The following is a 20,217-nucleotide window of genomic DNA, read 5'->3' on the forward strand; positions in this document are numbered from 1 at the left end:
TTGCCCACGTCCTCGGTGCCGCCGCTCACCGCTGTGCCTCCTTCTCCAGGATCTTGCACAGCGTCTCGGCCTGAGCGGTCGACAACAGCGGGGGAACGACCTGGTCCACCAGCACGCCGTCAGCGGTGAAGATCGTGGCCACGACCGGTGGTTGCAGGTCCAACTCGACGGTGCGCAAGGCTTCGTGCAGCCTTTTGCACACCTCGTTCGCCGTTCGTGCGTCTGTCACAGCCATGAAGCAGCCCTCCGTGCCTCTCCGTGGTGATTCCGTCACCGGGTCGACTCAGCGTGGCGTACAGTCGGGGAACCATTCAACGTCCCAGAAGGGGACGGAAAGTTGGTGAATGCCCTTTGAATCGCAAGGAGTTGAACCCGGACGCCTCGCCTCAGGCGGCCTTCGGGGCGCGTCTACGCAGCCTGCGGGAAGCGCGCGGCTGGACGCAGGAGGATCTTGCCGAACGCATGGGTTACTCCAGCGTCCATATCTCGGCGGTGGAAACGGGGCGGAAGTCTCCGACCCTTCGTTTTTCGCGTAGCGCCGACGCTGTGCTCGGCCTTGTAGGTACAGCAGACGCGTTCGAGCGTGAGTACCGCGAGATCAAACACGGCAGCCTGCTGGAAGGGTTTCCCGAATACGTGAGCTTCGAGGGTCGCGCCGTGGAGATCAGGCTGTATGAAGTCGGCGTGGTCCCTGGCCTGCTCCAGACGCCTGAGTACGCGGCAACTCTGGAAGCTGACGCAGTACGGCGGGAAGCCATCACACCCGAGCAAGCCGAAGAACGAGTAGAGCTGGTGACGCGAAGGCAGAGGATGTTAGTCCGCACCCCATCGCCCTTGATCCATGCGGTACTTGACGAAAGCTGCGTTCGCCGGCCGATGGGGGATGACCCCGCGGTCATGGATGCCCAGTTTGATCGGCTCCTGAAGTTCGCCGAGATGTCGAACACCGTGCTGCAGATTGCCCCGTTCAGCATGGGCGCGCGGCGACCGTTCAGCCTGCCTGTGACGGTACTGACCATGTCGGACCGCTCGATCATGTCCTACGCCGAGTCGGCGCAGCGGGGGCACCTCGAACGAGATGGGGCTTCCGTAGTGCCGATACTGTCGGCCTACCATCAGTTGCAGGCCGAAGCGCTCTCCCAAGCGGCATCTGTGGTCTTGATCGATCAGCTTCGAAAGGGTTACCAGTGAAGTCCGAATCCCCCCGCTGGTTCAAGTCCTCCTACAGTGGCAATGGCGGCCAATGCATAGAGGTCGCCACCAACTTCGGCAGTGCCGTCCCCGTTCGTGACAGTAAGGATGCTCAGGGCCCGGTTCTGAGCTTCTCTGCGTTGTCCTGGTCGGCGTTTGTGGATCAGGTGAAGCGTGAGGCGTGAGGCGGCGTCAGAGTGACGATGGCCCCCGTTCTTCCCTTCCTCCGGTGAAAGAGGGAGGGAGGAACGGGGGCCTCGCTGGCTGTCAGCCGTCCGTAGGCACCGGCGCGCCCGTTCGTGCCGACGCGTAGCCGGTCTGCACGATCTGCGGTAGGCGCAGACCGCGTGGCGGCGGAGACGTCGTGGCCGAGCGCGGCGTACTCGGCGGCGAGCTTCCTCGCCGAGTCGCTGCGGCTGTGCATGCTGACGGTGGCGTGCCCCTTCGTGCGCCGGGCGCCTTCCGGCCCGGTGGCCGAAGGAGTGTCTGCGACGTTCGGATCCCGTTAGGGAAGTGGTGCCGGTGCTCGCCCGGTGTCGATCCGGCCGCCACGGTGGACCGGGACGGAGACCGGGACCGGGCGGACCGGGACCGGATCGGGTGCAGCGCACGAGGAGGAAACCCGTGGTGGATGGTTGCGGTGGTGCGGTCGTGCCGGCGGTGAAGTGGTGAGCGCGGAGCACATCGTGGGGGTGCTGGTGGCGGTGGCGCTGGTCGGGCTGTTGGTGGCCGGCGTCAAGTTCCGGGACCGCTTCTGAATCTGACGTTGAGCGGTGGGGCGGTGCGATAGGGCCTATCCGGCGGCTCGGGTGACCAGTGACTCACTAGGCTGCCGCGATGGATCACGTAACCGATGTGCCCGAGCGCCTCGACCGGTCTGCGGATTCGGCCCGGGTGAACGACTACGACAGCTTCGCCGAGGCGTACTCGGCGGACAACGAGCGCAGCCTTGTGAACGCGTACTACGCGCGGCCCGCGATGCTGGACCTCGCCGGAGACGTGGCCGGCCGGCGAATCCTGGACGCCGGCTGCGGATCCGGGCCCCTGTCCGCAGCACTGCGGGACCGCGGCGCCGTTGTCACCGGCATCGACGCCAGCGCCGGGATGCTGACACTGGCCAGGCGACGGCTCGGTGACGACGCGGACCTGCACCAGGTCGACCTTCGCGACCGCTTGCCGTTCGGCGACGGTGCGTTCGACGACGTGGTCTCCTCGCTGGTCCTGCACTACCTGGAGGACTGGGGGCCGACCCTGGCCGAGTTGCGGCGCGTGCTCAGGCCGGGCGGCCGGCTGATCGCGTCGGTGGATCACCCGATCGTGGCCTACACGATCCAGGGACCTCGTCCCGACTACTTCGCGACCACCAGCTATACCTTCGACTGGACCTTCGGTGGGCAGACCGTCCCGATGAAGTTCTGGCGCAAGCCGTTGCACGCGATGCTCCATGCCTTCACCACCGCGGGCTTCCGCCTCACCGCCCTCAGCGAGCCGCAGCCCGACCCGGCCGCCCGCGAACTCTTCCCCGACGGCTTCCAGGAACTTTCGACCAAGCCGTGCTTCCTGTTCTTCGTTGTCGAGGTGCCGCCCACGGCCAACGGCTCGGACGTCTAGCGAGGAGCTGTCTCCTTGAACTTGGCGCATCGCTCGTGAACGCGCCGACGCGACACCTACGCTGCCGGGATGCGGGAGTTGACATTGCGTATCCGTGTCGCTGCCTACGTGCTGCGTCGGCGCGCGGGACGGCCGGTGGAATTGCCTGTGTTCGATCACGACGCGGACCTGTCGTCCGGCACGCAGGTCCCGGCGGGGGGTGGGGGTCCGCAGGAGCCGCTGGAAGAGGCGGTGTTGCGGGAAGTGGCAGAGGAGAGCGGGGTGACGTGCGTTCGGGTGCGGCGCCCGATCGCGGAGGAGACACCCCGCACCCGATCCGACGCTCTCCGCGTCACACCACGTTCTTCGAACTGGAGGTGGCCGGCGACGCGGACGTCCCGGATGCGTGGGACCACCACGTGACGGGCGCGGGACTGACCCATCGGACACGCTAGTCGTCCCCCAACCCCGCCTCTTCGAGGTCCAGGCTGCGTTGGAGTCTGCGACGCGTGGTGTCGCTGATGTGGTTGTCCGCGTACAGCCGGTGGAGTTGGGCGGATTCGGCCGCTATCACGGTGCGGCGCAGCTCGCGGTAGGTGGCGGCCGAGGTCCACTCGGTGGTGGTGGCGTCCTCCTGGTCGGCGTCGGCCTGGTCGAGCCGGGCCAGAAGGCCGCGCCGTAGTTGGTCTATGACCGGCGTGGGCGCGGCCTCGGCCGATTCGAGGTCGTCCAGGCAGCTCAGGCCCGCCTTGGCGAGACCGGCGCGGGCGCGGGCCTCCTCCCGGGCGGTGTGTTCCGGCTCCAGCGCGATCCCGGACCAGCGCACGACCGGCGCCAGGGTGAAGCCCTGGAGGACGAGGGTGAAGACGACCACGCCGGTGGTCAGGACGAGGACCAACGGGCGGTGCGGCAGCGGGCCGCCGCCGTCGGCGGTCAACGGGATGGACAGCGCGGCGGCCAGCGGCATCACGCCACGGGTGCCGGCCCAGGAGACCACCGCGGGGATGCGCCAGGTGACCGTGCCGTTGCCGCGGCGCCGCTGCATGATGACGGAGAGCGGCAGGACCCCGAGGAGCCGAACGGCGAGCACCGTGCCGGCCACCGCGAGCAGCCCCAACGGCCAGGACCGTTCGTCCGGCGTCAACTGGCGGACGAGCGGTGGCAGTTCCAGCCCGATCAGGGCGAAGACGACGCTTTCCAGGAGGAAGACCACGGTGCCGTAGACGGCGTGCACCTGGAGGCGGATGGTGGCGTTGGTGAGCTTGTGGCCGGTACTGCCGAGCACCACCCCCGCGACCACCACCGCGGTGACGCCGGAGGTGTGCAGGTCCTCGGCGAGCACGTACGCGGCGTACGGGGTGACGAGGGCGATGACCGTCTCCAGTATCGGGTCCTCGGTCCGCCGCCGGATCAGCGCGACCGCGCCCGCGACGGCGCCGCCGACCAGCGCCCCGCCCCCGCCCAACAGCAGGAACTGGCCGCCGGCCGAGGGCAGCGTGACCGCGTTCGCGGCGACCGCCGTGCCCACCGCGACCTTGAAGAGCACCAGGCTGGTGGCGTCGTTGAAGAGGCTCTCGGACTGGACCATCACCTGTATCCGCGGCGGCAGCGCGATCTTGCGGCCGAGGGCGGTCACGGCGACCGGGTCGGTACTGGCCAGCACCGCGCCCAGGACGAACGCCATGGTGGGGGAGAGCGGCGTGACCGCGGAGGCCACCACGCCCACCGCCGCCGCGCTGGCCAGCACCAGTCCGAAGGCGAGAACGGTCACCGGCCGCCACACCAGCCGCAGTTCGCGCCAGGGGATGTCCTCGGCGGACGCGTACAACAGCGGCGGCAGCACCACCACGCTGATCACTTCGGGCGCCACCTGGATGTCCCGTAGCCAGGGCAACAGGCCGATGAGCACCCCGCCGACGACCAGCAACGAGGGGGCGGGGATGCGCCAGTGGCGGGCGCCGGTGGCCACCAGGGTGGCGAATCCGACGAGGAGCAGGATGGCAGTAAGTTCGGTCACGCGCTCGTCTCTCGGTGGCTTCGGCCGTCATGGAACCGCCGCCGACCAGACTTCCCGGCACCCCGCAAGGAAACCTATCGGGTTTTATCGGGTCTCTGCCATAGTTCCTACGCGCCACGTGTCCGTATGCGCGGCCGCGATTGAGGGGGCGTCATGACGGAGCCCCGGGACGGCAACCCGCCCCGGGGCCACGCCACTTCGGCCTCAGCCCTGCCCGGCCTTGCCGCCGTGGTTGGAGTTCTTCTTGCGACGGGCTCTCTTCTTACGGGCGCGCTTGGACATCGGTACGACGGGTCCTTTCGGTGGGTCGGGGTGTGGTGCGTAAGCGGCAGTCAGGCGTGGTGGGCGACGAGCTCGTCGGCCAGCTTGTTGAGGCGCCTGACGGTGCGGTCTTCGGTGGCGACGGGCGCCGGGTCGACGCGCTGGTCGCGGTCGTAGTAGGCGCCGTTGACGATCTCGACGGCCGGGTCGCAGAGCCGGACCACATGGGCCGCGCCCTCCGCCGCCGGGCCGCCCTCGACGCCGTAGAGCGGCAGCAGGCCGGTCTCGCAGATGCCGGGGTGGACGGAGACGGCCGCGACGCGCGGGTCGGCGGCGAAGACGGTGAGGGCGAGTTGGGACTGGGCGTAGGCGGCGAGCCGGGAGTAGCGGCGGGCGCGCTGCGGGTCGCTCCACTGGATGGAGGCGGTGCGGTGCAGCGAGGAGGAGACGTTGACCACGCGGCCGCCGGGCTCGCTGGTGAGCGCCGGCTCCAGCAGGCAGGTCAGCAGGTAGTGGGCGAGGAAGTTGACCTGGAAGGCGAGTTCGTTGCCGTCGGCGGTGAGGGTGTGGCGCTCGGGCGCCGCGGTGGCCGCGTTGTTGACCAGCACGTCCAGGTGCGGGTGGTCGGCGACGACCCGTCGGGCCAGCGCCTCGACCTCCTCCAGGCGTGCGAAGTCCGCGCCGAGGCCGATCAGTCGGGCGGCGTCCAGCCCCGCCGTGGCGACGAGAGCGTCGGCCGCCGCCAGGGCCTCCTCGATGGTCCGACCGTGGAGCAGCACGGTCGCGCCGCGTTCGGCGAGCTGTCGGGCGGTCTCGTAACCGATGCCGGAGGTGGCTCCGGTGACCAGGACGGTACGGGAGGAAAGGTCGAAGACGGACATGATTCCTGTCTGGGTCGGGAGGGCGGAAGGGAAGGATGCGCCGCGCCCGGGTACGCCGGAGTCGCTGCCTCAACGGGCGACGACGTACGGGCACGGGCGTGCCGAAGCACGGAAACGGGGCGCCCGAGCGGATCGTGACGCCCCGTTAGGATCCGGAAGACGGCTCAGCGGGAGGCAGAGCCCTCCGGGCAGCGCGGCGCACGACGCGGGGCCGCCGGATGAGGCGGACGGTCGAGAAGGAGCCAGGCGCTGTTCACGCCACCATCAAATGCCGGGCCGGGCACGGCCGCAAGCACTCCCGGCTCCTCTTGACGCAGCCCTGATGACCTGCGGCGCGGCGGGCGGAGGACGCCGACCGTCCGCGGTGATGATCAGAGCGCCACGACAACCAGAAGCGCCAGCGCGAGCAGCAGGACGGTCCCGCCGGCGGCGATGAACGCGCGCTCCACGCCCAGGCGTTCCCGGTTCCGGACGACGACCGAGCGCGGATCGGCGGGGTCGTAGTGGAGGAGCACCCGGTCACCGTCGGCGAGCGGACGGCGAGGCGTCGACGCGACGGGACAGACCACCTCCATGACCCGCTCGTCGTCCGTCACGAACTGGAGCAACGGGCGCGGCCGCACCGGCTCCTCGGCACCCCGGCTCGGCGCCTGCATGACCAGGGCCGGCACGCACACTCCGGTCCGCTGCACCCGGCGCACGTGCCGCAGCCCGTACACCCCGGCGACCAGGGCGAGCGCACCGCCGAACGCGGCGAACACCGCCAGCACCGCCACCCCATCCACCGCGTACCTCCGTCCGGATTTCCCCCGCCTGGAGTTCCGTTCCCCCGCGCCCGCTCCGGGGCTAGGCGCCCCCCACCGCCCGCTCCGTCGCCTCCTCGGCGGCCGCGGCCCGCAGCGAGAGGACCATGGTGAGCCCGCCACCGGGAGTGTCCTCGGGGTCGAGTGTGCCGCCCATCGCCTCGGCCAGGCCACGGGAGAGCGCCAACCCCAGCCCCAGACCGCTGGTGTTGTCGCGGTCGCCCAGCCGCTGGAACGGCACGAAGATCCGGTCCCGGTCCTCCGGGCGCAACCCCGGCCCCTGGTCGATGACCCGCAGTTCGACCCGGGAGCCCAGCGCGCTGGCGGTGATCAACACCCGCTCCGCCGACCCGGAGTGCCGCACCGCGTTGGTGACGAGGTTGGCGAGGACCCGCTCCAACAGCGGCGGATCGGCCAGCACGTCGCGGACCTCGGCCAACCCCCGGGACTCGACCCGCACCGGCGCCGCGGCCAGCGTCGACAGCGCCAGCGGCAACACGTCGGCGAACGCGGTCGGTTGCAGGTGCAGCGTCAACGCGCCGGCACGGAGCCGGCTCATGTCCAGGAGGTTGTCGACCAGGCGGTTGAGCTCGATGAGCGACTCCTCGGCGGTGGCGAGCAACTCGTTCCGCTCCGCGTCGGAGAAGTCCACGTCCGGGCAGCGCAACGAACTGATCGCGGCCCGCCCACTGGCCAGCGGCGTCCGCAGGTCGTGACTGACCGCGGCCAGCAGCGCGGTGCGCAACCGGTCGGCCGCCTTGACCGGTTCGACCTCGGCCGCGGCCTCCATGAGGCGGGCGTGGTCGAGCGCGGCCGCGAGGTGGGCTGCGAAGGCGGTCAACACCCGGTGCTCGGAGGCCGGCAGCCGACGGCCGCGGAGGATCAGCGACCGGTCCGGCCCGGCCGGCACCTTCACCAGGTCGGTGTCCTCCGCGTCCACCTCGGTCTCCGGATCGGTGCGCGGGACGAGCTCGGCGGACTCCATGCCGAACGCCTCACGGGTACGGTCCAGCAGCACCGACACCCCCTGGTCGCCCCGCAGGATGTTCCCGGCCATCGACGAGAGGGTCTCCGCCTCCGCGGTGGCACTGGCGGCGCGCCGCGACAGCCGCAGCGAACGGTCCACCAGGGCGGCCACCGTGACGGCGACCAGCGCGAACACCACCAGTGCCAGCGCGTTGTTGGGCTCCGTGATGGTGAACTCGTCCGTCGGCGGGATGAAGTAGTAGTTCAGCAGCAGGGAGGCGGTGAGCGAGGCCAACAGCGCGGAGGCCACGCCGCCGAGGCAGGCCACGCCGACGACGCTGATCAGGAAGAGCAGCGCCTCGCTGCTGAGGTTGAGGGTGCCGCGGATGTGGGTGAGCACGACGGTCAGCAGGATGGGGAGGACCAGGCCGCCGACCGGCCCGGCGATCCGGCGGGCGTGCGGCAGCTGCCGGCCGGGGATCTTCAACCGGCGGCCGCGACCGGCCCGTTCGTGGGTGACCATGTGGACGTCGATGTCACCGGAGAGCTCGACGGTGTCCTCACCGATGCCGCGCGGCGCCACCAGGCGCGAGAACCAACTACGGCGGCTGGTGCCCAACACGAGCTGGGTGGCGTTCTCCGCACGGGCGAAGTCCAGCAGCGCGGTGGGGACATGGTCACCCACCACCGAGTGGTAGCTGCCGCCCAGCTTCTCGACCAGCGCCCGCTGCTTGGCGAGCGCGGCCGGGGAGGCATAGGCCAGCCCGTCGCTGCGGGCGACATGGACGGCCAACAGGTCACCGCCGGACGAGCGGTCCGCGATCCGCTCCGCGCGACGGATCAGCGTCTCGCCCTCCGGACCGCCGGTCAGCGCCACCACCACCCGCTCCCGGGTCTCCCAGACCGTGCCGATGCCGTGCTCGGAACGGTACTTCTGCAGCGTCTCGTCCACCCGCCCGGCGACCCACAGCAGCGCCAACTCCCGTAGGGCCGTGAGGTTCCCGATGCGGAAGTAGTGGGCGAGCGCGGCATCGACCTTCTCCGGCTGGTAGACGTTGCCGTGCGCCATGCGCCGCCGCAGCGCCTCGGCCGGCATGTCCACCAGCTCGATCTGATCGGCACGGCGGACCACCTCGTCGGGCACGGTCTCCCGCTGCGGCACGCCGGTGATCTTCTCGACCACGTCGTTCAACGACTCCAGGTGCTGGACGTTGACGGTGGTCACCACGTCGATCCCGGCGGCCAACAGCTCGTCGATGTCCTGCCAGCGCTTGGCGTTCCGGCCGCCGGGCACATTGGTGTGCGGCAACTCGTCGACCAGCGCGACCGCCGGCCGACGAGCGAGCACGGCATCGAGGTCCAACTCACTGAACGTCGAACCGCGGTAGGTGCGCCGCAGCCGCGGCACCAGCTCCAGCCCGTGGAGCATCTCCTCGGTGTGCCGCCGACCGTGGCACTCGGCGTACGCCACCACCACATCGGTGCCGCGCCTCAGGCGGCGGCGTCCCTCGTCCAACATCCGGTACGTCTTGCCGACCCCCGGCGCGGCACCGAGGAAGACCTTCAGCTTCCCCGGCCGATCGCCCGGCACCTCGGCCGCGTCCACTCTCGGCGCCACCGAACGTCCCTCCCTCGCCATTCCAGCACGGCCCCACGACGCCTGGTTCGGCGAGGGGACCTCGGGCGGCCGAGCGGACATGGGTTGCCTGTCATCGTCACACCGGGCCGGCCGAAACACGATGAAACGGCGCGATGTTGACGTTTTCCTGATCCGCTGAGGGGGCGGTGTCACCGGCTCATGCCCCGGATCACGTCACCGACGAGGTGGCCCCGGTCGCCGTGGTCCACTGGGCGAGCGCCTCCGTCAGGTCGAGGGGATCGGCGGACGAGGTGGCGTGCGCGAGATATCCGTCCGGCCGGACGAGGACGGCGCTCAGCGTGGACCACGTACCGCCCGGCGAGGGCGCCGCCCGCACTTCCACATGTGGGGTGCCGAGTTCGGCGAAGCGGCCGTCCGGTGTGAAGTCCACGAGCAGATAACGGTCATGACGCAGCGTCCGATGGAGCGACCCGCCACCGGCGAGGGGGAGGTCCGGCGCCCGGGTGCCCACCAGGGGGTGAGTGCCCTCGGGTTGCGGATACCTCACGCTGAGGCCGGAGAGCGATCCGGCCAACTCCTCGGCGGTGTCGCCGCCACGACCGATCAGACCGCTGACCAGGTCACGCAGTGCCTGCCCGGCGGCCGTGAACGTGTGCATCAACGCCCCCTGTGCCAGGGTGTTGGCCATGAGCTGCTCCGCCACGTGCCGGCGTTCGTGCTCGTAGGAACCAGCGCCGTCGACCAGATGGGCGGGAGCCCAGCCGTGGATCTCGGCCGCGAGCTTCCAGGCGAGGTTCGTGGCGTCCTGGAGCCCTACGTTGAGCCCCTGCCCGCCGGCCGGCAGATGGACGTGGGCGGCGTCTCCGGCGAGCAGGACGCGCCCGGAGCGGTACCGCGTGGCGCGGCGGGTACCGTCGGTGGCCCGGGAGATCCACGGCGCGGCGCGCAGCCCGAAGTCGGTGCCGGCGATACGACGCAAGGCGGCACGCAGTTCCTCCAGGCCGAACGGCTCGGCCTGCCGCTGCCGCACCTCCTCGGCAGTCAGCCCCGTATCACCGACCTCCGTGCCAAACACCCGCCACATGCCACCCGGCATCGGCACGGTGCTGACAAAGCCGGTGTCGTGGCGCCACAACTGCCGTGCCGTGACGGGCGGGTTGGCGAGGTCGACGTCGGCGACGAATCCCACCGCGGTCGGCGCCATGCCCGGGAACGCGATCGACGCCAGCTTGCGCACGCGGCTGTGCGCGCCGTCGGCCCCCACCAGATAGCCGGCGGTGTGAGCCCGGTCGCCAGCCCGAACACGCAGTCCGCCGTCAACCTCCTCCCACCCCTGCACCGCCTGCCCGTAGTGCACCGGGACGCCGCGCCACCGCAGGTGATCGGCGAGGAACCGCTCGGTGTCGGCCTGGGGGATCAGCAGCACCATGGGGAAGGGCGTGTCCAGGCCGGAGTAGTCGAGCCTGTCGGGCAGCACGGCGAAGTGGGCACTGGGCAGCGGCGTGCCGTGGTCGACGAGGACGTCGACCAACCGGCGCCCGCCGGCCGTCTCGACCGTGGCCAGCACCTCCAACGTGCGCGGATGCATGGTGGTGGCCTTGGAGTGCTCGCTCGGACCTTCGTTGCGCTCGAAGACCTCGACGCGCACGCCGGCGGCGTCCAGTAGGGCCGCGGTCAGCAACCCGACGGGCCCGCCGCCCGCGACGATGACCTGGGCGCTCATCGGTGCCCCGCCTTCGGGCGCAGGAGAGCGACACCCACGCCGAGCCCCGTGGTGGACGCGAGGTGGATCAGCAACGCCTTGCGGTTGGGGGCCCATACGCCCGTGGTCGGTCCACCGGACCACAGCGCGGCGCCGATCCCGGCAGCCGCGGCGGCCATGCCCCGCCACACGGCACGGCTCCTGTTCTGACCGGCCAGGGCACCCATCACGAGCACGCCGACCGAACCTGCGGAGATCAACACCTCACGCGCCATGTGGTACTGGACGTGCCCCTCTCCGTGGCGCGCTTCCGGGGCACGGTACGTCTCGTCGGTGATGTGGGTGGCCGTCTGCCACACCGAAGGCACCACGGCGGCGACCCCCGCCAGCGTGACCACGGCCCCGACCCTCTGTCGTAGCGAACTCATCAGCTTCCCGACCTTCCTGGATACGAGTTCCTGGAACTGGATGTGAGCTCCCAGATTACGAGAACGTTCATATAATGAGCCCTATTCCATCGCAGGGATACCGGATTTCGGACACCGGTCGGGAGAGGGAAGATGCGCCAGACGCCACGCACGGACTACGTCGACGACATGGTGGAGGTCCTCGCCGACACCTTCGAGCCCGACCTGCTGGAGGCCAAGGCGCTCGCCTACCGGCTCCGGCGGGTCAGCCACTGGCTGGAGACGGAGATAAAGCGCGAACTCGCCCCGCACGACATCGAGTTGTGGGAGCTGGAACTGCTGGCCTGCTTGAGCCGCGCCCCACACGGGCAGCTCACCGCGGGCGAACTGGCCCGCCAGATGCAGCTCACCTCCGGCGCCGTCAGCAACCGGGTGCGCAGACTGGAAGCGAAGGGATGGGTGTTGCGCGACTTCGCCGCCCACGACCGGCGCTCGGTGACCGTCACCCTGACCGAGGAGGGCCGCGGCCGAGCCATGCAGGTCTTCGCCACCAAGACCGAGACCGAACTACGGATGCTCTCCGCGCTCTCCCCCGCCCAGCGCCGCAGGGTCAACGCCGACCTGCGCACCGTGCTGGCGGACCTGGAAGCGGGGGAGGCGGGGCAGGCGGGCTGATGCCGTACGCGGCACTGCCGGGGGCTCCCCGCAAGGGACGTTGAGGGGGCCTTGCTGAAGAGCCCTGACCGAGCGCGATCGGACACGGTGATTCGACGTCATGGCAAGGCCCCCCGAGTTGCCGAGGAAAGCCGTTGGGCTGCCCGACCTGCGTCGGGCACGATCGACTCGTGGACACCTACCTGGAGACCGAACGCCTGGCCCTGCGCCGCTTCACTGCCGATGACGCGGACCTGCTGATCGAGCTGGACAGCGACCCGGCGGTGATGCGCTATCTGACCGGCGGCATTCCGACCGCGCCGGAGCTCGTCCGCGAGCGCTACCTGCCGAGGATCCTCGCCGGCTACGAGAAGTGGGGCGGTGACCTCGGACTGTTCGCCGCGCAGGAGAAGCACGGCGGTGCGTTCATCGGCTGGTTCATCCTGCGTCCCGAGCCGGAGGGCCCGCTGGACGAAGTCGAACTCGGCTACCGACTGCGGCAGGCGGCCTGGGGCAAGGGGTATGCCACCGAGGGCTCGCGGGCCTTGCTGGGCACGGCGTTCACCGAGCTCGGTGTGCGCGCGATCTGGGCCGAGACGATGTCCGTGAACGACGGTTCGCGCAACGTCATGGAGAAGCTCGACATGACGCTCGCGGGCACCCGCCCTACTCCCTCCGGCATGGAGGCGATCGAGGGCTCCGAGCACGGGGTCGTCCGATACGAGATCACCAAGGAGCAGTGGGAGCAGCAGTCGTGGGCGCAGAACTCGGCGTTGCCGTCGAGCCCGCCGAGACCCCCCGGTCCAGCGCCTGCCGGATGACGGCGAGCCCGGTCTCCCCGCTGTACTTCCACCCGGCGGGCCCGTCCCTCCACAGACCCTGATGGTCACTCCGAAACGTGCTCGATGACAACGAGTGTGCCGTGACTGCCAGGGCGCACGGCATGCTTCACTCCCGCCTCGACGAGGTACATCTCCCCGCTGCGCACTTCGACTTCGAAGCCGTCGGCCACCAGTTGTAGCGTGCCGTCCGCCACCAGCAGTGCTTCCGCCGTGTCATGGGATTCCGGGCCCAAGGGGCGTCCGTCCATCCGGAGCACCTTCACGCCCGTACTCCCGACCTGCCCGAGCAGGAGCGAACTCCAGGGGTCCGGCAGTTCCGTGGCCGTGCTCTGTATGTCGACAACGCTCATGGCAAGCCTCCTGGCGGGCCGCGTCGCCGGAGGGGTGAGTGACCCGCCGGAGCCGCCCGCGTTCGTGATCAAGGGATGCAGTGACGTTACGACACGGCGGCGCACTGCTGGTCGACCGTTCGGCAAAACCTCCCCGACACGGCCGGGAGAGGAAGACGGCCGGCGTCAGCGCGGTACGCCGAGGCCGTCGAGGACGATGCGTACGGCCCGGTCGAGCGCTTCGGCTTCGGCGAGGTCCGTGGCGTGCGCGAGGGCTCGCAGGAGGAGGGAGATGTCGTCGCCGGTGACCTCCGGCCGGGCGGCGCCCGCGGCCTGGGCGCGACGGAGCGTGCCCTCGACGGCCGCGTGGAAGACGTCAGCCGCTTCGGCGACCGGGCGGGACAGGCCCTCGCCGTCGGCGCCATGAGGGGGCAGCAGGTCCAGCAGCGTCATCTTCACGGGCCCGGCTGCCGCGAAGGTCCTCACCATGGAAGCGAGCGCCGTTCCGGGCTCCTCGCGGTCGGTGAGCCGCAGCGCCTCGGCGGTCAGTTTCTCCAGGCAGCGCACCGCGGTTGCCTCGATCAGGTCCTGCTTGGTGGCGAAGTTCCGGAAGACGGTGGCAATGCTTACCCCGGCCCGCTGGGCGACCTCCTCGGTGGAGGCGGCCGCACCCTTCGCGGCGAACACGTGCTCAGCGGCCAGCAGGACCTTCTCCCTGTGTCGCGTCTCGGTGCGCCAAGCACGCGTGGCGAGATGCCCTCAATTGCCGCCAACTGCCCGTAACCGCACGGTACGGCCAGGGGTGCAGCCGGCCCTGCCCTCCGCGAAGCCCTACTTCCGTCGCACCGGGCGCCCGGAACCTCAGGGGTCGGCGCAACGGAACAGCCTCATCAGGGGCCGGTGCAGCAAGTTGAAGGAGCACTTTCCATGTCCGTGAGGAACGAGAACACCACCGTGGTGATCGTGGGTTCGGGAGTCGCCGGGTTAGCCCTCGGGAACTTCCTCCTGCGCAGCGGGATTGACTGCGTCGTACTGGAGCGGCGAAGCCGCCAGTACGTCGAGCAGCGGCAGCGCGCGGGTGTCATCGACTTCCGTGCGGCGCGCATGTTCCGCCAGTGGGGCCTGGCGGACCGGGTCCTCGGCGGAGTCCCCGTCGAGCCGGTGCTGAACTTCCGCATCGACGGCCGGACACGGCCCTACACGTACCTGGCCGACGACAACGGCGAGGGGCGCTTCTGTCCCCAACAGGTGCTCGTACACAACCTCATCGACGTGTTCGTCAGCGACGGCGGCGACCTCCGCTTCGAAGCCGAGGAAGTGACACCGGAGAACATCACCGGCCTCCGACCGCGCGTGCGCTACCGCGACAACGCGGGCGTGTCGCGGACCATCAACTCGGAGACGCCGCGCACATCGTGCCGCCCATGAGCGCGAAGGGCATGAATCTCGCCCTGCATGACGCCGACGTGTTCGCTACGGCCGTGCTCCAACAGGTCAAGGAGCAGGACACCAGCCTGCTGGCAGCGTATTCCTCGACCTGCCTGAAGCACGTCTGGAACTACCAGGCTTTCGCCGTGTGGTTCACCGACCTCGTGCACGACGCCGGAGACGTCTCCTACCGCGGCGCATTCCGACGCCGCCTCGCCCGGGCCGAGTTCGAGCGCCTCTACGACTCCGAGAGCGCCAACCGACTCTTCAGCGAGTTCCTCACTGGCCTGAACTGAACGACCAGCGACGACCGGTCAGGGAATCAGAGCGCCATCGCGGTCCGGACGAGGTCGGCGACGGCTCGGGAGCGACTGTGGGGTGGCCACGCGATGACCGTTGTGACCCTGGGCGCGTCGAGTACCGGCACCGTGGCGTGGTCGTCGCGCAGGTGGGCTCGGCAGGACTCCGGCAGGACCGCGCAAGCCCGGCCGAGGGCGATGAGTTGGAGCAGCTGCGTGTGGTCCCGGACCTGCGGGCCGGGGCCGTCGGGATACCTGCCGTCGGCGCCCGGCCAGCGCGGCAACGGCAGGTCCGGGAGTGCGGCGACCTCCGCCAACTGCACGTGGGGCCGGCCGGTGAGGGGATGCCCGGCAGGCAGGACCACGACCTGTCCTTCCGTGAAGAGCTCCTCGGTGTCGAGCCCGGCCGTCGAGTCGAACGGCCGGTGCAGCAGCGCCACATCCGCCCGCCCGTCGCGCAGCAGCCGTTCCTGCTCGCCGGGTCCGCACAGGAGCACGTCGACGGTGACCGCACCCGACTCGGCGGTGTAGGCGCCGAGTAGTTTCGCCAGCAGTTCGTTGGACGCGCCGGCCTTCGTGGCGAGGACCAGTGCGGGGCGGCCGGTGGCGGCGCGGCGGGTGCGGCGCTCGGCGGCCGCGACCGCATCCAGCGCCGCCCGGCCCTCCCGCAGGAGCACCGCCCCGGCGGCGGTGAGGGTCACGCCGCGGCTGGTGCGTTCCAACAGCGTTGCCCCGAGCCGCCGTTCGAGCTGGCCGATCGCCCGCGACAGCGGGGGCTGGGCGATACCCAGCCGCTGCGCGGCCCGTCCGAAGTGCAGTTCCTCGGCGACGGCGACGAAGTACCGAAGCTCCCGCGTCTCCATGCCGTCACTGTACCCAGGCTCCGACCAGGCTCGATACTCGCGCGGTATCGCCGCCTACCGAATCGGTGTTGGAGACTCCTTGGGGTCCCGAACAGGATTGACCGTATGAACGAACAGACGACCGCGCTGGTCACCGGCGCGAACAAGGGCATCGGATACGAGATCGCGGCCGGCCTTGGCGCCCTCGGCTGGAGCGTCGGCGTCGGCGCGCGGGACGAGCAGCGTCGCGAGGCGGCCGTGGCGAAGCTGCGTGCGGCCGGCGTCGAGGCCTTCGCGGTGCCGCTCGACGTGACCGACGACGCGAGCGTGACGGCCGCCGCCCGCCTGGTCGAGGAGCGCACCGGACGCCTCGACGTGCTCGTCAACAACGCGGCGATCACCGGAGGCGTGCCGCAGGAGCCGACCATGGTGGACCCCGCGACGGTGCGGGCGGTCGTGGAGACGAACGTGATCGGCGTCATCCGCGTCACCAACGCGATGCTCCCGTCGTTGCGCCGCTCGACGTCGCCGCGGATCGTGAACGTGTCCAGCGGCGTCGGATCGCTCACCCGCCAGACCACCCCCGGCGCCGAGACGGGGCCCATTTCCGCCGCGTACGCGACGTCGAAGACGTTCCTCAACGCCGTCACCGTCCAGTACGCCAAGGAGCTGCGCGACACGAACGTCCTGATCAACGCCGGGTGCCCCGGCTACTGCGCGACCGACCTCAACGGTTTCAGCGGCGTCCGCACCCCCGAACAGGGCGCGGCGATCGCGATCCGACTCGCCACCTTGCCCGACGACGGCCCGACCGGCCGGTTCTTCGACGAGGCGGGGGAGGTGCCCTGGTGACGTAGCCCCCGGCCGTCCGGGTTCTTCCAGGGCGTGTCCGATGCGGGCAACAGCGAGGGACGTTCAAGGGGTCATCACGGAGTGTGAGATTTCCGGATGCGGTGGTTACAGCCGGGTGTCAGCCTGGACTCAATCCCACTCAAGGAGCGAACCCTCATGGGCATGAAGGACGACATGCAGAAGAAGGCTCAGCAGGCCAGGCAGAAGGCCGAGCAGTCCAAGCAGCAGGCGCAGCAGCGCGGCCAGCAGGCGCAGGACAAGGCGCGTCAGCAGCAGCAAGAGCGCCAGCAGCAGGGCCGCCAGCAGTCACTGGACGACATCCAGGACGACCTCGGCGACTGACGTCCAGGGCGCCGCAGCGAGAGCCGGCGTTCTCCCGGACGAGCCTTTGCGCCCATGCCTCCTTCACCGCACGCTCGGTGAAGGAGGCATGGGCTTGCTGGTGCGCTGGGGAGTCTGTGCGGGGTGGGCCGACGGGCCGCCGGTCACGTGCCGAAACGGTCAGGTCAGGTGGTCAACTTCCCTTGTGGCGACGCGCGTCGGCCAGTAGCACGACCGCGAAGCCCGCCATCAGCAGTAGGGCCAGGACCGCGGCCAGCAGCCCGCCGGATGCGGCGCCGGTGAGTAGTGCGACCAGGCCGAGCAGCAGGACCACCACCACGGTCCCGGCGATCTTCCCGTCGTCGCCGACCAGGAACGCGTACCAGAACCGGGCGAACCCCTTGAGCAGGGAGAGGAACCCCTTGATCGAGGAGGAGAGGACGACGCGCACGACGGCTCCCTTCAGTCCCGGCCGGCGACGGGCGAACCGGGGCGCGCGGCGAGGATGGGGGCGACCCGGATCAGCAGTCGGCTGACGCCGAACCAGGCCGCGATCAACACCGGGATCGCCCAGTCGCGGCCCCACCAGGCGAGGGTCTGTCCGTCGGGCGCGAAGACGCCGAGCCCGGCCACCGCCCAGTAGGTGCCGAAGCTGGTCAACAGCAGCCCGACGCCGTACTTGAGGGTGTTTTCCGGCACCCGGGAGAGCGGTCGGTGGGCGACGAATCCGGCGAGGGCCACGCAGAGCGCCGCGATGACCGCGGTGCCGGCCGCCACCGGCACGTTATGGGCGCTGCTGCCGAACGTGATCACGATGAAGACGATCTCCACGCCCTCCAGGAAGACGCCCTTGAGGGCGACCGTGAAGCCGAACCAGTCCAGCCCGAGGCGGGTGGTCCGCTCCGCCGCGCGGGCCGCGGAGCTCTGTGCGGCGAAGGCGGCCTCCTCGTCGTGGCGGGCCCGGAGGCCGGCGCCGCGCAGCACCGCCTTGCGCAACCACTGGAGCCCGAAGACCAACAGCAGCGTGCCGACGGTCAACTGGAGCGCTGCCTCCGGCAGCCAGGTGGCCAACGCGTAGCCGGCCGCGGCGGTGAAGGCCGCGAGCACCACGACGGCCGCTCCGGCACCGGCCCAGGCGGACCGCCAACCGCGGGTCATCCCCATCGCCATCACGATGGTCAACGCCTCCACCGCCTCGACCACCGAGGCCAGGAAGACCGCCGCCACCAGACCGTATGTCGCGCCCATCCAAGGCGCCTCCTCCCGCGGCACGCCGCACCGCCCGCCCAGGATGCCGGAACGCCGGCCCCGCTCGGCACCGGCCCGCCGCACCCCGCGTGGCACGCCCACCGTCCGCCCCACCAGCCCCGCGCCCCGTCAAGGCCGCGTCAAAGCCGGACCGCTTCCGGCCCGTACGCGACGGCCTGCGCTTACACCGGAGATGGAGGTGACTTCCATGGTGCGCTACCTCACCCGCGCCCAGACGGCCCTGGCCGCCGCGCTCCTGCTCCCACCGGCGGTCAGCGCGGCACTGCTGCCGTTCCGCGACTGGATGTCCAACACCAACGCAGCCCTGGTACTGGTCGTCGTCGTGGTGGCCGTCGCCGTCCTCGGCCACAGGCTGGCCGGTGCGCTCGCGGCCCTCTCGGCCGCGGTGTGGTTCGACTTCTTCCTCACCCGGCCCTACGAACAGTTCGCCATCACCAAGTCCGCCGACATCGTCACCGCCGTGCTGCTGCTCGCCGTCGGCGTCACCGTCTCCCAACTCGCCGCCCACACCCGGGAACTGAAGGTCATCGCGATCACCGACGACGACTACCTGGCGCAGATCCACCACACCGCCCGGCTCGTGGAGACCGCCGCCGGCCCGGACATGGTGGTCGACCACGTGCGGCGGCAACTGGTGGGGCTGCTGGGGCTGAGCGGCTGTCGCTTCGAGTACGGCACGCTCATCGGACACCCGCCGCGGTTGCTGGAGGACGGCTCCATCGCCTGGGGGCGCCGCCACTGGGACGCCGACCGGGACGGGCTGCCCGAGGACGAGCCGGTCGAGCTGCGGGTGAGCCACGGCGGGCACTTCCACGGCCGGTTCATGCTGCAAGGAGCCCCGGGCTCCGCGCCGCCGCTCGGCGCCCGGCTGGTCGCGGTGACGCTGGCCGACCAGGTCGGGGCGGCCTTCGAAGCCGTCAGCCCTACCGCCCGTTGAGGCCCGCACGGCTGACGGGGACCGCGGCGGCCAGGTCCCGGTTCAGCTCGACGACATTGACGTAGGGCTGCCCCAGGAAGCCCAGCGTGCGCCCGTGCAGCCGGCGTTCGACCAGGCGGCGGACCCGCAGGGGGGAGAGCCGGCGGGCCCCGGCGACGCGCCGGACCTGCTGGTAGGCGTACTCCGGAGAGATCGCCGGGTCCAGGCCGGAGCCGCTACCGGTGACCGCGTCGGCCGGGACCACGGCCGCCGGCACGCCGTCGAAGGCGGCGACCGCACTGCGACGGGCCAGGATCAACCTGGTCAGCTTGGGGTTGGTGGGACCGAGGTTGCTGGCCCCGGAGTTGCCGGGGTCGTAGCCACCGGCGGAGGGGCGCGGTTGGAACCAGGCGGGGTCCGGGAGCGTGGCCCGGCCCGAAGTGACCGTGGGCAGCCGGAAGTTCTGGCCGATCAGCCGGGAGGCCACCGGCCGGCCGTGCGCCCTGAGCAGCGAGCCGTTGGCCCGGTCGGCGAGCCCGACCTGGGCGATGGCGGTGACCAGGAGCGGATAGCCGACGCCGGTCACCACGGTCAGCACGAGCAGCATCCGCAGGGCCGCCAGGTGGTGGCGCAGTGCGGCGGGAACGGCGGTACGCGCCATGGTCGTTCTCCTCCCGTCGCCGGCCGTCAGCGCAGGCCGGGGATGAACTGGATGACGAGGTCGAGCAGTTTGATGCCCAGGAACGGCAGGACGAGGCCGCCCAGCCCGTAGAGCCAGATGTTGCGACCGAGGAGCTCGGCGGCGGACGACGGCCGGTACCGCACCCCGCGCAGCGCCAGAGGGATCAGCGCGACGATGATCAGTGCGTTGAAGACGATCGCGGAGCTGATCGCCGACGCCGGGCTGTGCAGCCGCATGACGTTGAGCCAGTCCAGGCCCGGGTAGACGCTGGCGAACATCGCGGGGATGATCGCGAAGTACTTGGCGACGTCGTTGGCGATCGAGAAGGTCGTCAACGCACCCCGGGTGATCAGGAGTTGCTTGCC

24 protein-coding genes and 1 pseudogene are annotated in these 20,217 nt (G+C 70.6%); 11 read left to right on the forward strand and 14 right to left on the reverse strand.

Going from position 1 to position 20,217, the window contains the following annotated elements:
• Positions 1–25: 25 nt before the first annotated feature.
• The gene (locus tag ACIQU6_RS18685) at positions 26–235 is read right to left on the reverse strand and encodes a hypothetical protein (protein WP_403482720.1); all 210 of its coding nucleotides are present in this window, start codon (positions 233–235) and stop codon (positions 26–28) included.
• Positions 236–351: 116 nt separating this feature from the next.
• Between ACIQU6_RS18685 and ACIQU6_RS18690 the strand changes: the two genes are divergently transcribed.
• The 4 genes from ACIQU6_RS18690 to ACIQU6_RS18705 all read left to right on the forward strand — a co-directional run bounded on the left by ACIQU6_RS18690 (position 352) and on the right by ACIQU6_RS18705 (position 3,204).
• Positions 352–1,191 (forward strand): helix-turn-helix domain-containing protein, encoded by an 840-nt coding sequence (locus ACIQU6_RS18690; RefSeq protein ID WP_403482721.1) that lies wholly within the window; start codon positions 352–354, stop codon positions 1,189–1,191.
• A complete protein-coding gene (locus ACIQU6_RS18695; RefSeq protein WP_403482722.1) occupies positions 1,188–1,376 on the forward strand; it encodes a DUF397 domain-containing protein in 189 nt (62 codons plus the stop codon). Before ACIQU6_RS18690 ends, ACIQU6_RS18695 begins: the two co-directional genes overlap by 4 nt.
• A 652-nt stretch (positions 1,377–2,028) precedes the next feature.
• Positions 2,029–2,802: a class I SAM-dependent methyltransferase gene (locus ACIQU6_RS18700; protein WP_403482723.1), complete on the forward strand. Its 774-nt coding sequence runs from the start codon at positions 2,029–2,031 to the stop codon at positions 2,800–2,802.
• A gap of 69 nt (positions 2,803–2,871) precedes the next feature.
• Positions 2,872–3,204 carry an NUDIX domain-containing protein gene (locus ACIQU6_RS18705; protein ID WP_403482724.1) on the forward strand — a complete coding sequence of 111 codons (333 nt, stop codon included), beginning with the start codon at positions 2,872–2,874 and terminating at the stop codon, positions 3,202–3,204.
• Between the two features lie 28 nt (positions 3,205–3,232).
• On the opposite strand, the gene ACIQU6_RS18710 is transcribed toward ACIQU6_RS18705, so the two are convergent.
• The 6 genes from ACIQU6_RS18710 to ACIQU6_RS18735 all read right to left on the reverse strand — a co-directional run bounded on the left by ACIQU6_RS18710 (position 3,233) and on the right by ACIQU6_RS18735 (position 11,439).
• A complete protein-coding gene (locus ACIQU6_RS18710) occupies positions 3,233–4,798 on the reverse strand; it encodes a Na+/H+ antiporter (protein WP_403482725.1) in 1,566 nt (521 codons plus the stop codon).
• Between the two features lie 332 nt (positions 4,799–5,130).
• Positions 5,131–5,940 carry an SDR family NAD(P)-dependent oxidoreductase gene (locus ACIQU6_RS18715; RefSeq protein ID WP_403482726.1) on the reverse strand — a complete coding sequence of 270 codons (810 nt, stop codon included), beginning with the start codon at positions 5,938–5,940 and terminating at the stop codon, positions 5,131–5,133.
• Positions 5,941–6,311: 371 nt separating this feature from the next.
• A complete protein-coding gene (locus tag ACIQU6_RS18720; protein ID WP_403482727.1) occupies positions 6,312–6,725 on the reverse strand; it encodes a DUF3592 domain-containing protein in 414 nt (137 codons plus the stop codon).
• A gap of 61 nt (positions 6,726–6,786) precedes the next feature.
• Positions 6,787–9,327, reverse strand: a complete 2,541-nt coding sequence (locus ACIQU6_RS18725; protein ID WP_403482728.1) for an ATP-binding protein — start codon at positions 9,325–9,327, stop codon at positions 6,787–6,789.
• A gap of 190 nt (positions 9,328–9,517) precedes the next feature.
• On the reverse strand, positions 9,518–11,032 hold the full coding sequence (locus ACIQU6_RS18730) for an FAD-dependent monooxygenase (protein WP_403482729.1): 1,515 nt from the start codon (positions 11,030–11,032) through the stop codon (positions 9,518–9,520).
• Positions 11,029–11,439 (reverse strand): hypothetical protein, encoded by a 411-nt coding sequence (locus tag ACIQU6_RS18735; protein ID WP_403482730.1) that lies wholly within the window; start codon positions 11,437–11,439, stop codon positions 11,029–11,031. Before ACIQU6_RS18735 ends, ACIQU6_RS18730 begins: the two co-directional genes overlap by 4 nt.
• Positions 11,440–11,571: 132 nt before the next feature.
• Between ACIQU6_RS18735 and ACIQU6_RS18740 the strand changes: the two genes are divergently transcribed.
• Both ACIQU6_RS18740 and ACIQU6_RS18745 read left to right on the forward strand, forming a co-directional pair.
• Positions 11,572–12,093 (forward strand): MarR family winged helix-turn-helix transcriptional regulator, encoded by a 522-nt coding sequence (locus tag ACIQU6_RS18740; RefSeq protein ID WP_403482731.1) that lies wholly within the window; start codon positions 11,572–11,574, stop codon positions 12,091–12,093.
• Between the two features lie 170 nt (positions 12,094–12,263).
• Entirely contained in the window at positions 12,264–12,893 is a 630-nt protein-coding gene (locus ACIQU6_RS18745) for a GNAT family N-acetyltransferase (RefSeq protein ID WP_403482732.1), read from the forward strand.
• 65 nt (positions 12,894–12,958) lie between these two features.
• Here the strand turns inward: ACIQU6_RS18745 and ACIQU6_RS18750 are convergent, their stop codons facing one another.
• Positions 12,959–13,264, reverse strand: a complete 306-nt coding sequence (locus ACIQU6_RS18750) for a cupin domain-containing protein (protein ID WP_403482733.1) — start codon at positions 13,262–13,264, stop codon at positions 12,959–12,961.
• Between the two features lie 165 nt (positions 13,265–13,429).
• Complete coding sequence (locus ACIQU6_RS18755; RefSeq protein WP_403482744.1) at positions 13,430–13,948, reverse strand: TetR/AcrR family transcriptional regulator; 519 nt, start codon at positions 13,946–13,948, stop codon at positions 13,430–13,432.
• Positions 13,949–14,170: 222 nt separating this feature from the next.
• Between ACIQU6_RS18755 and ACIQU6_RS18760 the strand changes: the two genes are divergently transcribed.
• Entirely contained in the window at positions 14,171–14,671 is a 501-nt protein-coding gene (locus ACIQU6_RS18760; protein WP_403482734.1) for an FAD-dependent monooxygenase, read from the forward strand.
• The gene (locus ACIQU6_RS18765) at positions 14,668–14,967 is read left to right on the forward strand and encodes a 4-hydroxybenzoate 3-monooxygenase (protein WP_403482735.1); all 300 of its coding nucleotides are present in this window, start codon (positions 14,668–14,670) and stop codon (positions 14,965–14,967) included. Before ACIQU6_RS18760 ends, ACIQU6_RS18765 begins: the two co-directional genes overlap by 4 nt.
• Before the next feature lie 26 nt (positions 14,968–14,993).
• On the opposite strand, the gene ACIQU6_RS18770 is transcribed toward ACIQU6_RS18765, so the two are convergent.
• Complete coding sequence (locus ACIQU6_RS18770; RefSeq protein ID WP_403482736.1) at positions 14,994–15,833, reverse strand: LysR family transcriptional regulator; 840 nt, start codon at positions 15,831–15,833, stop codon at positions 14,994–14,996.
• A gap of 105 nt (positions 15,834–15,938) precedes the next feature.
• Between ACIQU6_RS18770 and ACIQU6_RS18775 the strand changes: the two genes are divergently transcribed.
• Together ACIQU6_RS18775 and ACIQU6_RS18780 are read left to right on the forward strand one after the other, a co-directional pair.
• The gene (locus tag ACIQU6_RS18775) at positions 15,939–16,664 is read left to right on the forward strand and encodes an SDR family oxidoreductase (protein WP_403482737.1); all 726 of its coding nucleotides are present in this window, start codon (positions 15,939–15,941) and stop codon (positions 16,662–16,664) included.
• 156 nt (positions 16,665–16,820) lie between these two features.
• A complete protein-coding gene (locus ACIQU6_RS18780; protein ID WP_403482738.1) occupies positions 16,821–17,006 on the forward strand; it encodes a hypothetical protein in 186 nt (61 codons plus the stop codon).
• A gap of 172 nt (positions 17,007–17,178) precedes the next feature.
• Here ACIQU6_RS18780 and ACIQU6_RS18785 read toward each other — a convergent pair whose 3' ends face one another.
• Positions 17,179–17,436, reverse strand: a complete 258-nt coding sequence (locus tag ACIQU6_RS18785; RefSeq protein ID WP_403482739.1) for a hypothetical protein — start codon at positions 17,434–17,436, stop codon at positions 17,179–17,181.
• A gap of 11 nt (positions 17,437–17,447) precedes the next feature.
• Positions 17,448–18,233, reverse strand: a complete 786-nt coding sequence (locus ACIQU6_RS18790) for a COG4280 domain-containing protein (RefSeq protein WP_403482740.1) — start codon at positions 18,231–18,233, stop codon at positions 17,448–17,450.
• 208 nt (positions 18,234–18,441) lie between these two features.
• Between ACIQU6_RS18790 and ACIQU6_RS18795 the strand changes: the two genes are divergently transcribed.
• Entirely contained in the window at positions 18,442–19,191 is a 750-nt protein-coding gene (locus tag ACIQU6_RS18795; protein ID WP_403482741.1) for a DUF4118 domain-containing protein, read from the forward strand.
• Here the strand turns inward: ACIQU6_RS18795 and kdpC are convergent.
• Entirely contained in the window at positions 19,178–19,831 is a 654-nt protein-coding gene (kdpC, locus tag ACIQU6_RS18800) for a potassium-transporting ATPase subunit KdpC (RefSeq protein WP_403482742.1), read from the reverse strand. The genes ACIQU6_RS18795 and kdpC overlap by 14 nt on opposite strands.
• A 26-nt stretch (positions 19,832–19,857) precedes the next feature.
• A pseudogene (locus tag ACIQU6_RS18805) lies at positions 19,858–20,217 on the reverse strand (potassium-transporting ATPase subunit B); the annotation flags it as partial.

The organism is Streptomyces sp. NPDC090442, assembly GCF_044769405.1.
GTDB lineage: Bacteria > Actinomycetota > Actinomycetes > Streptomycetales > Streptomycetaceae > Streptomyces.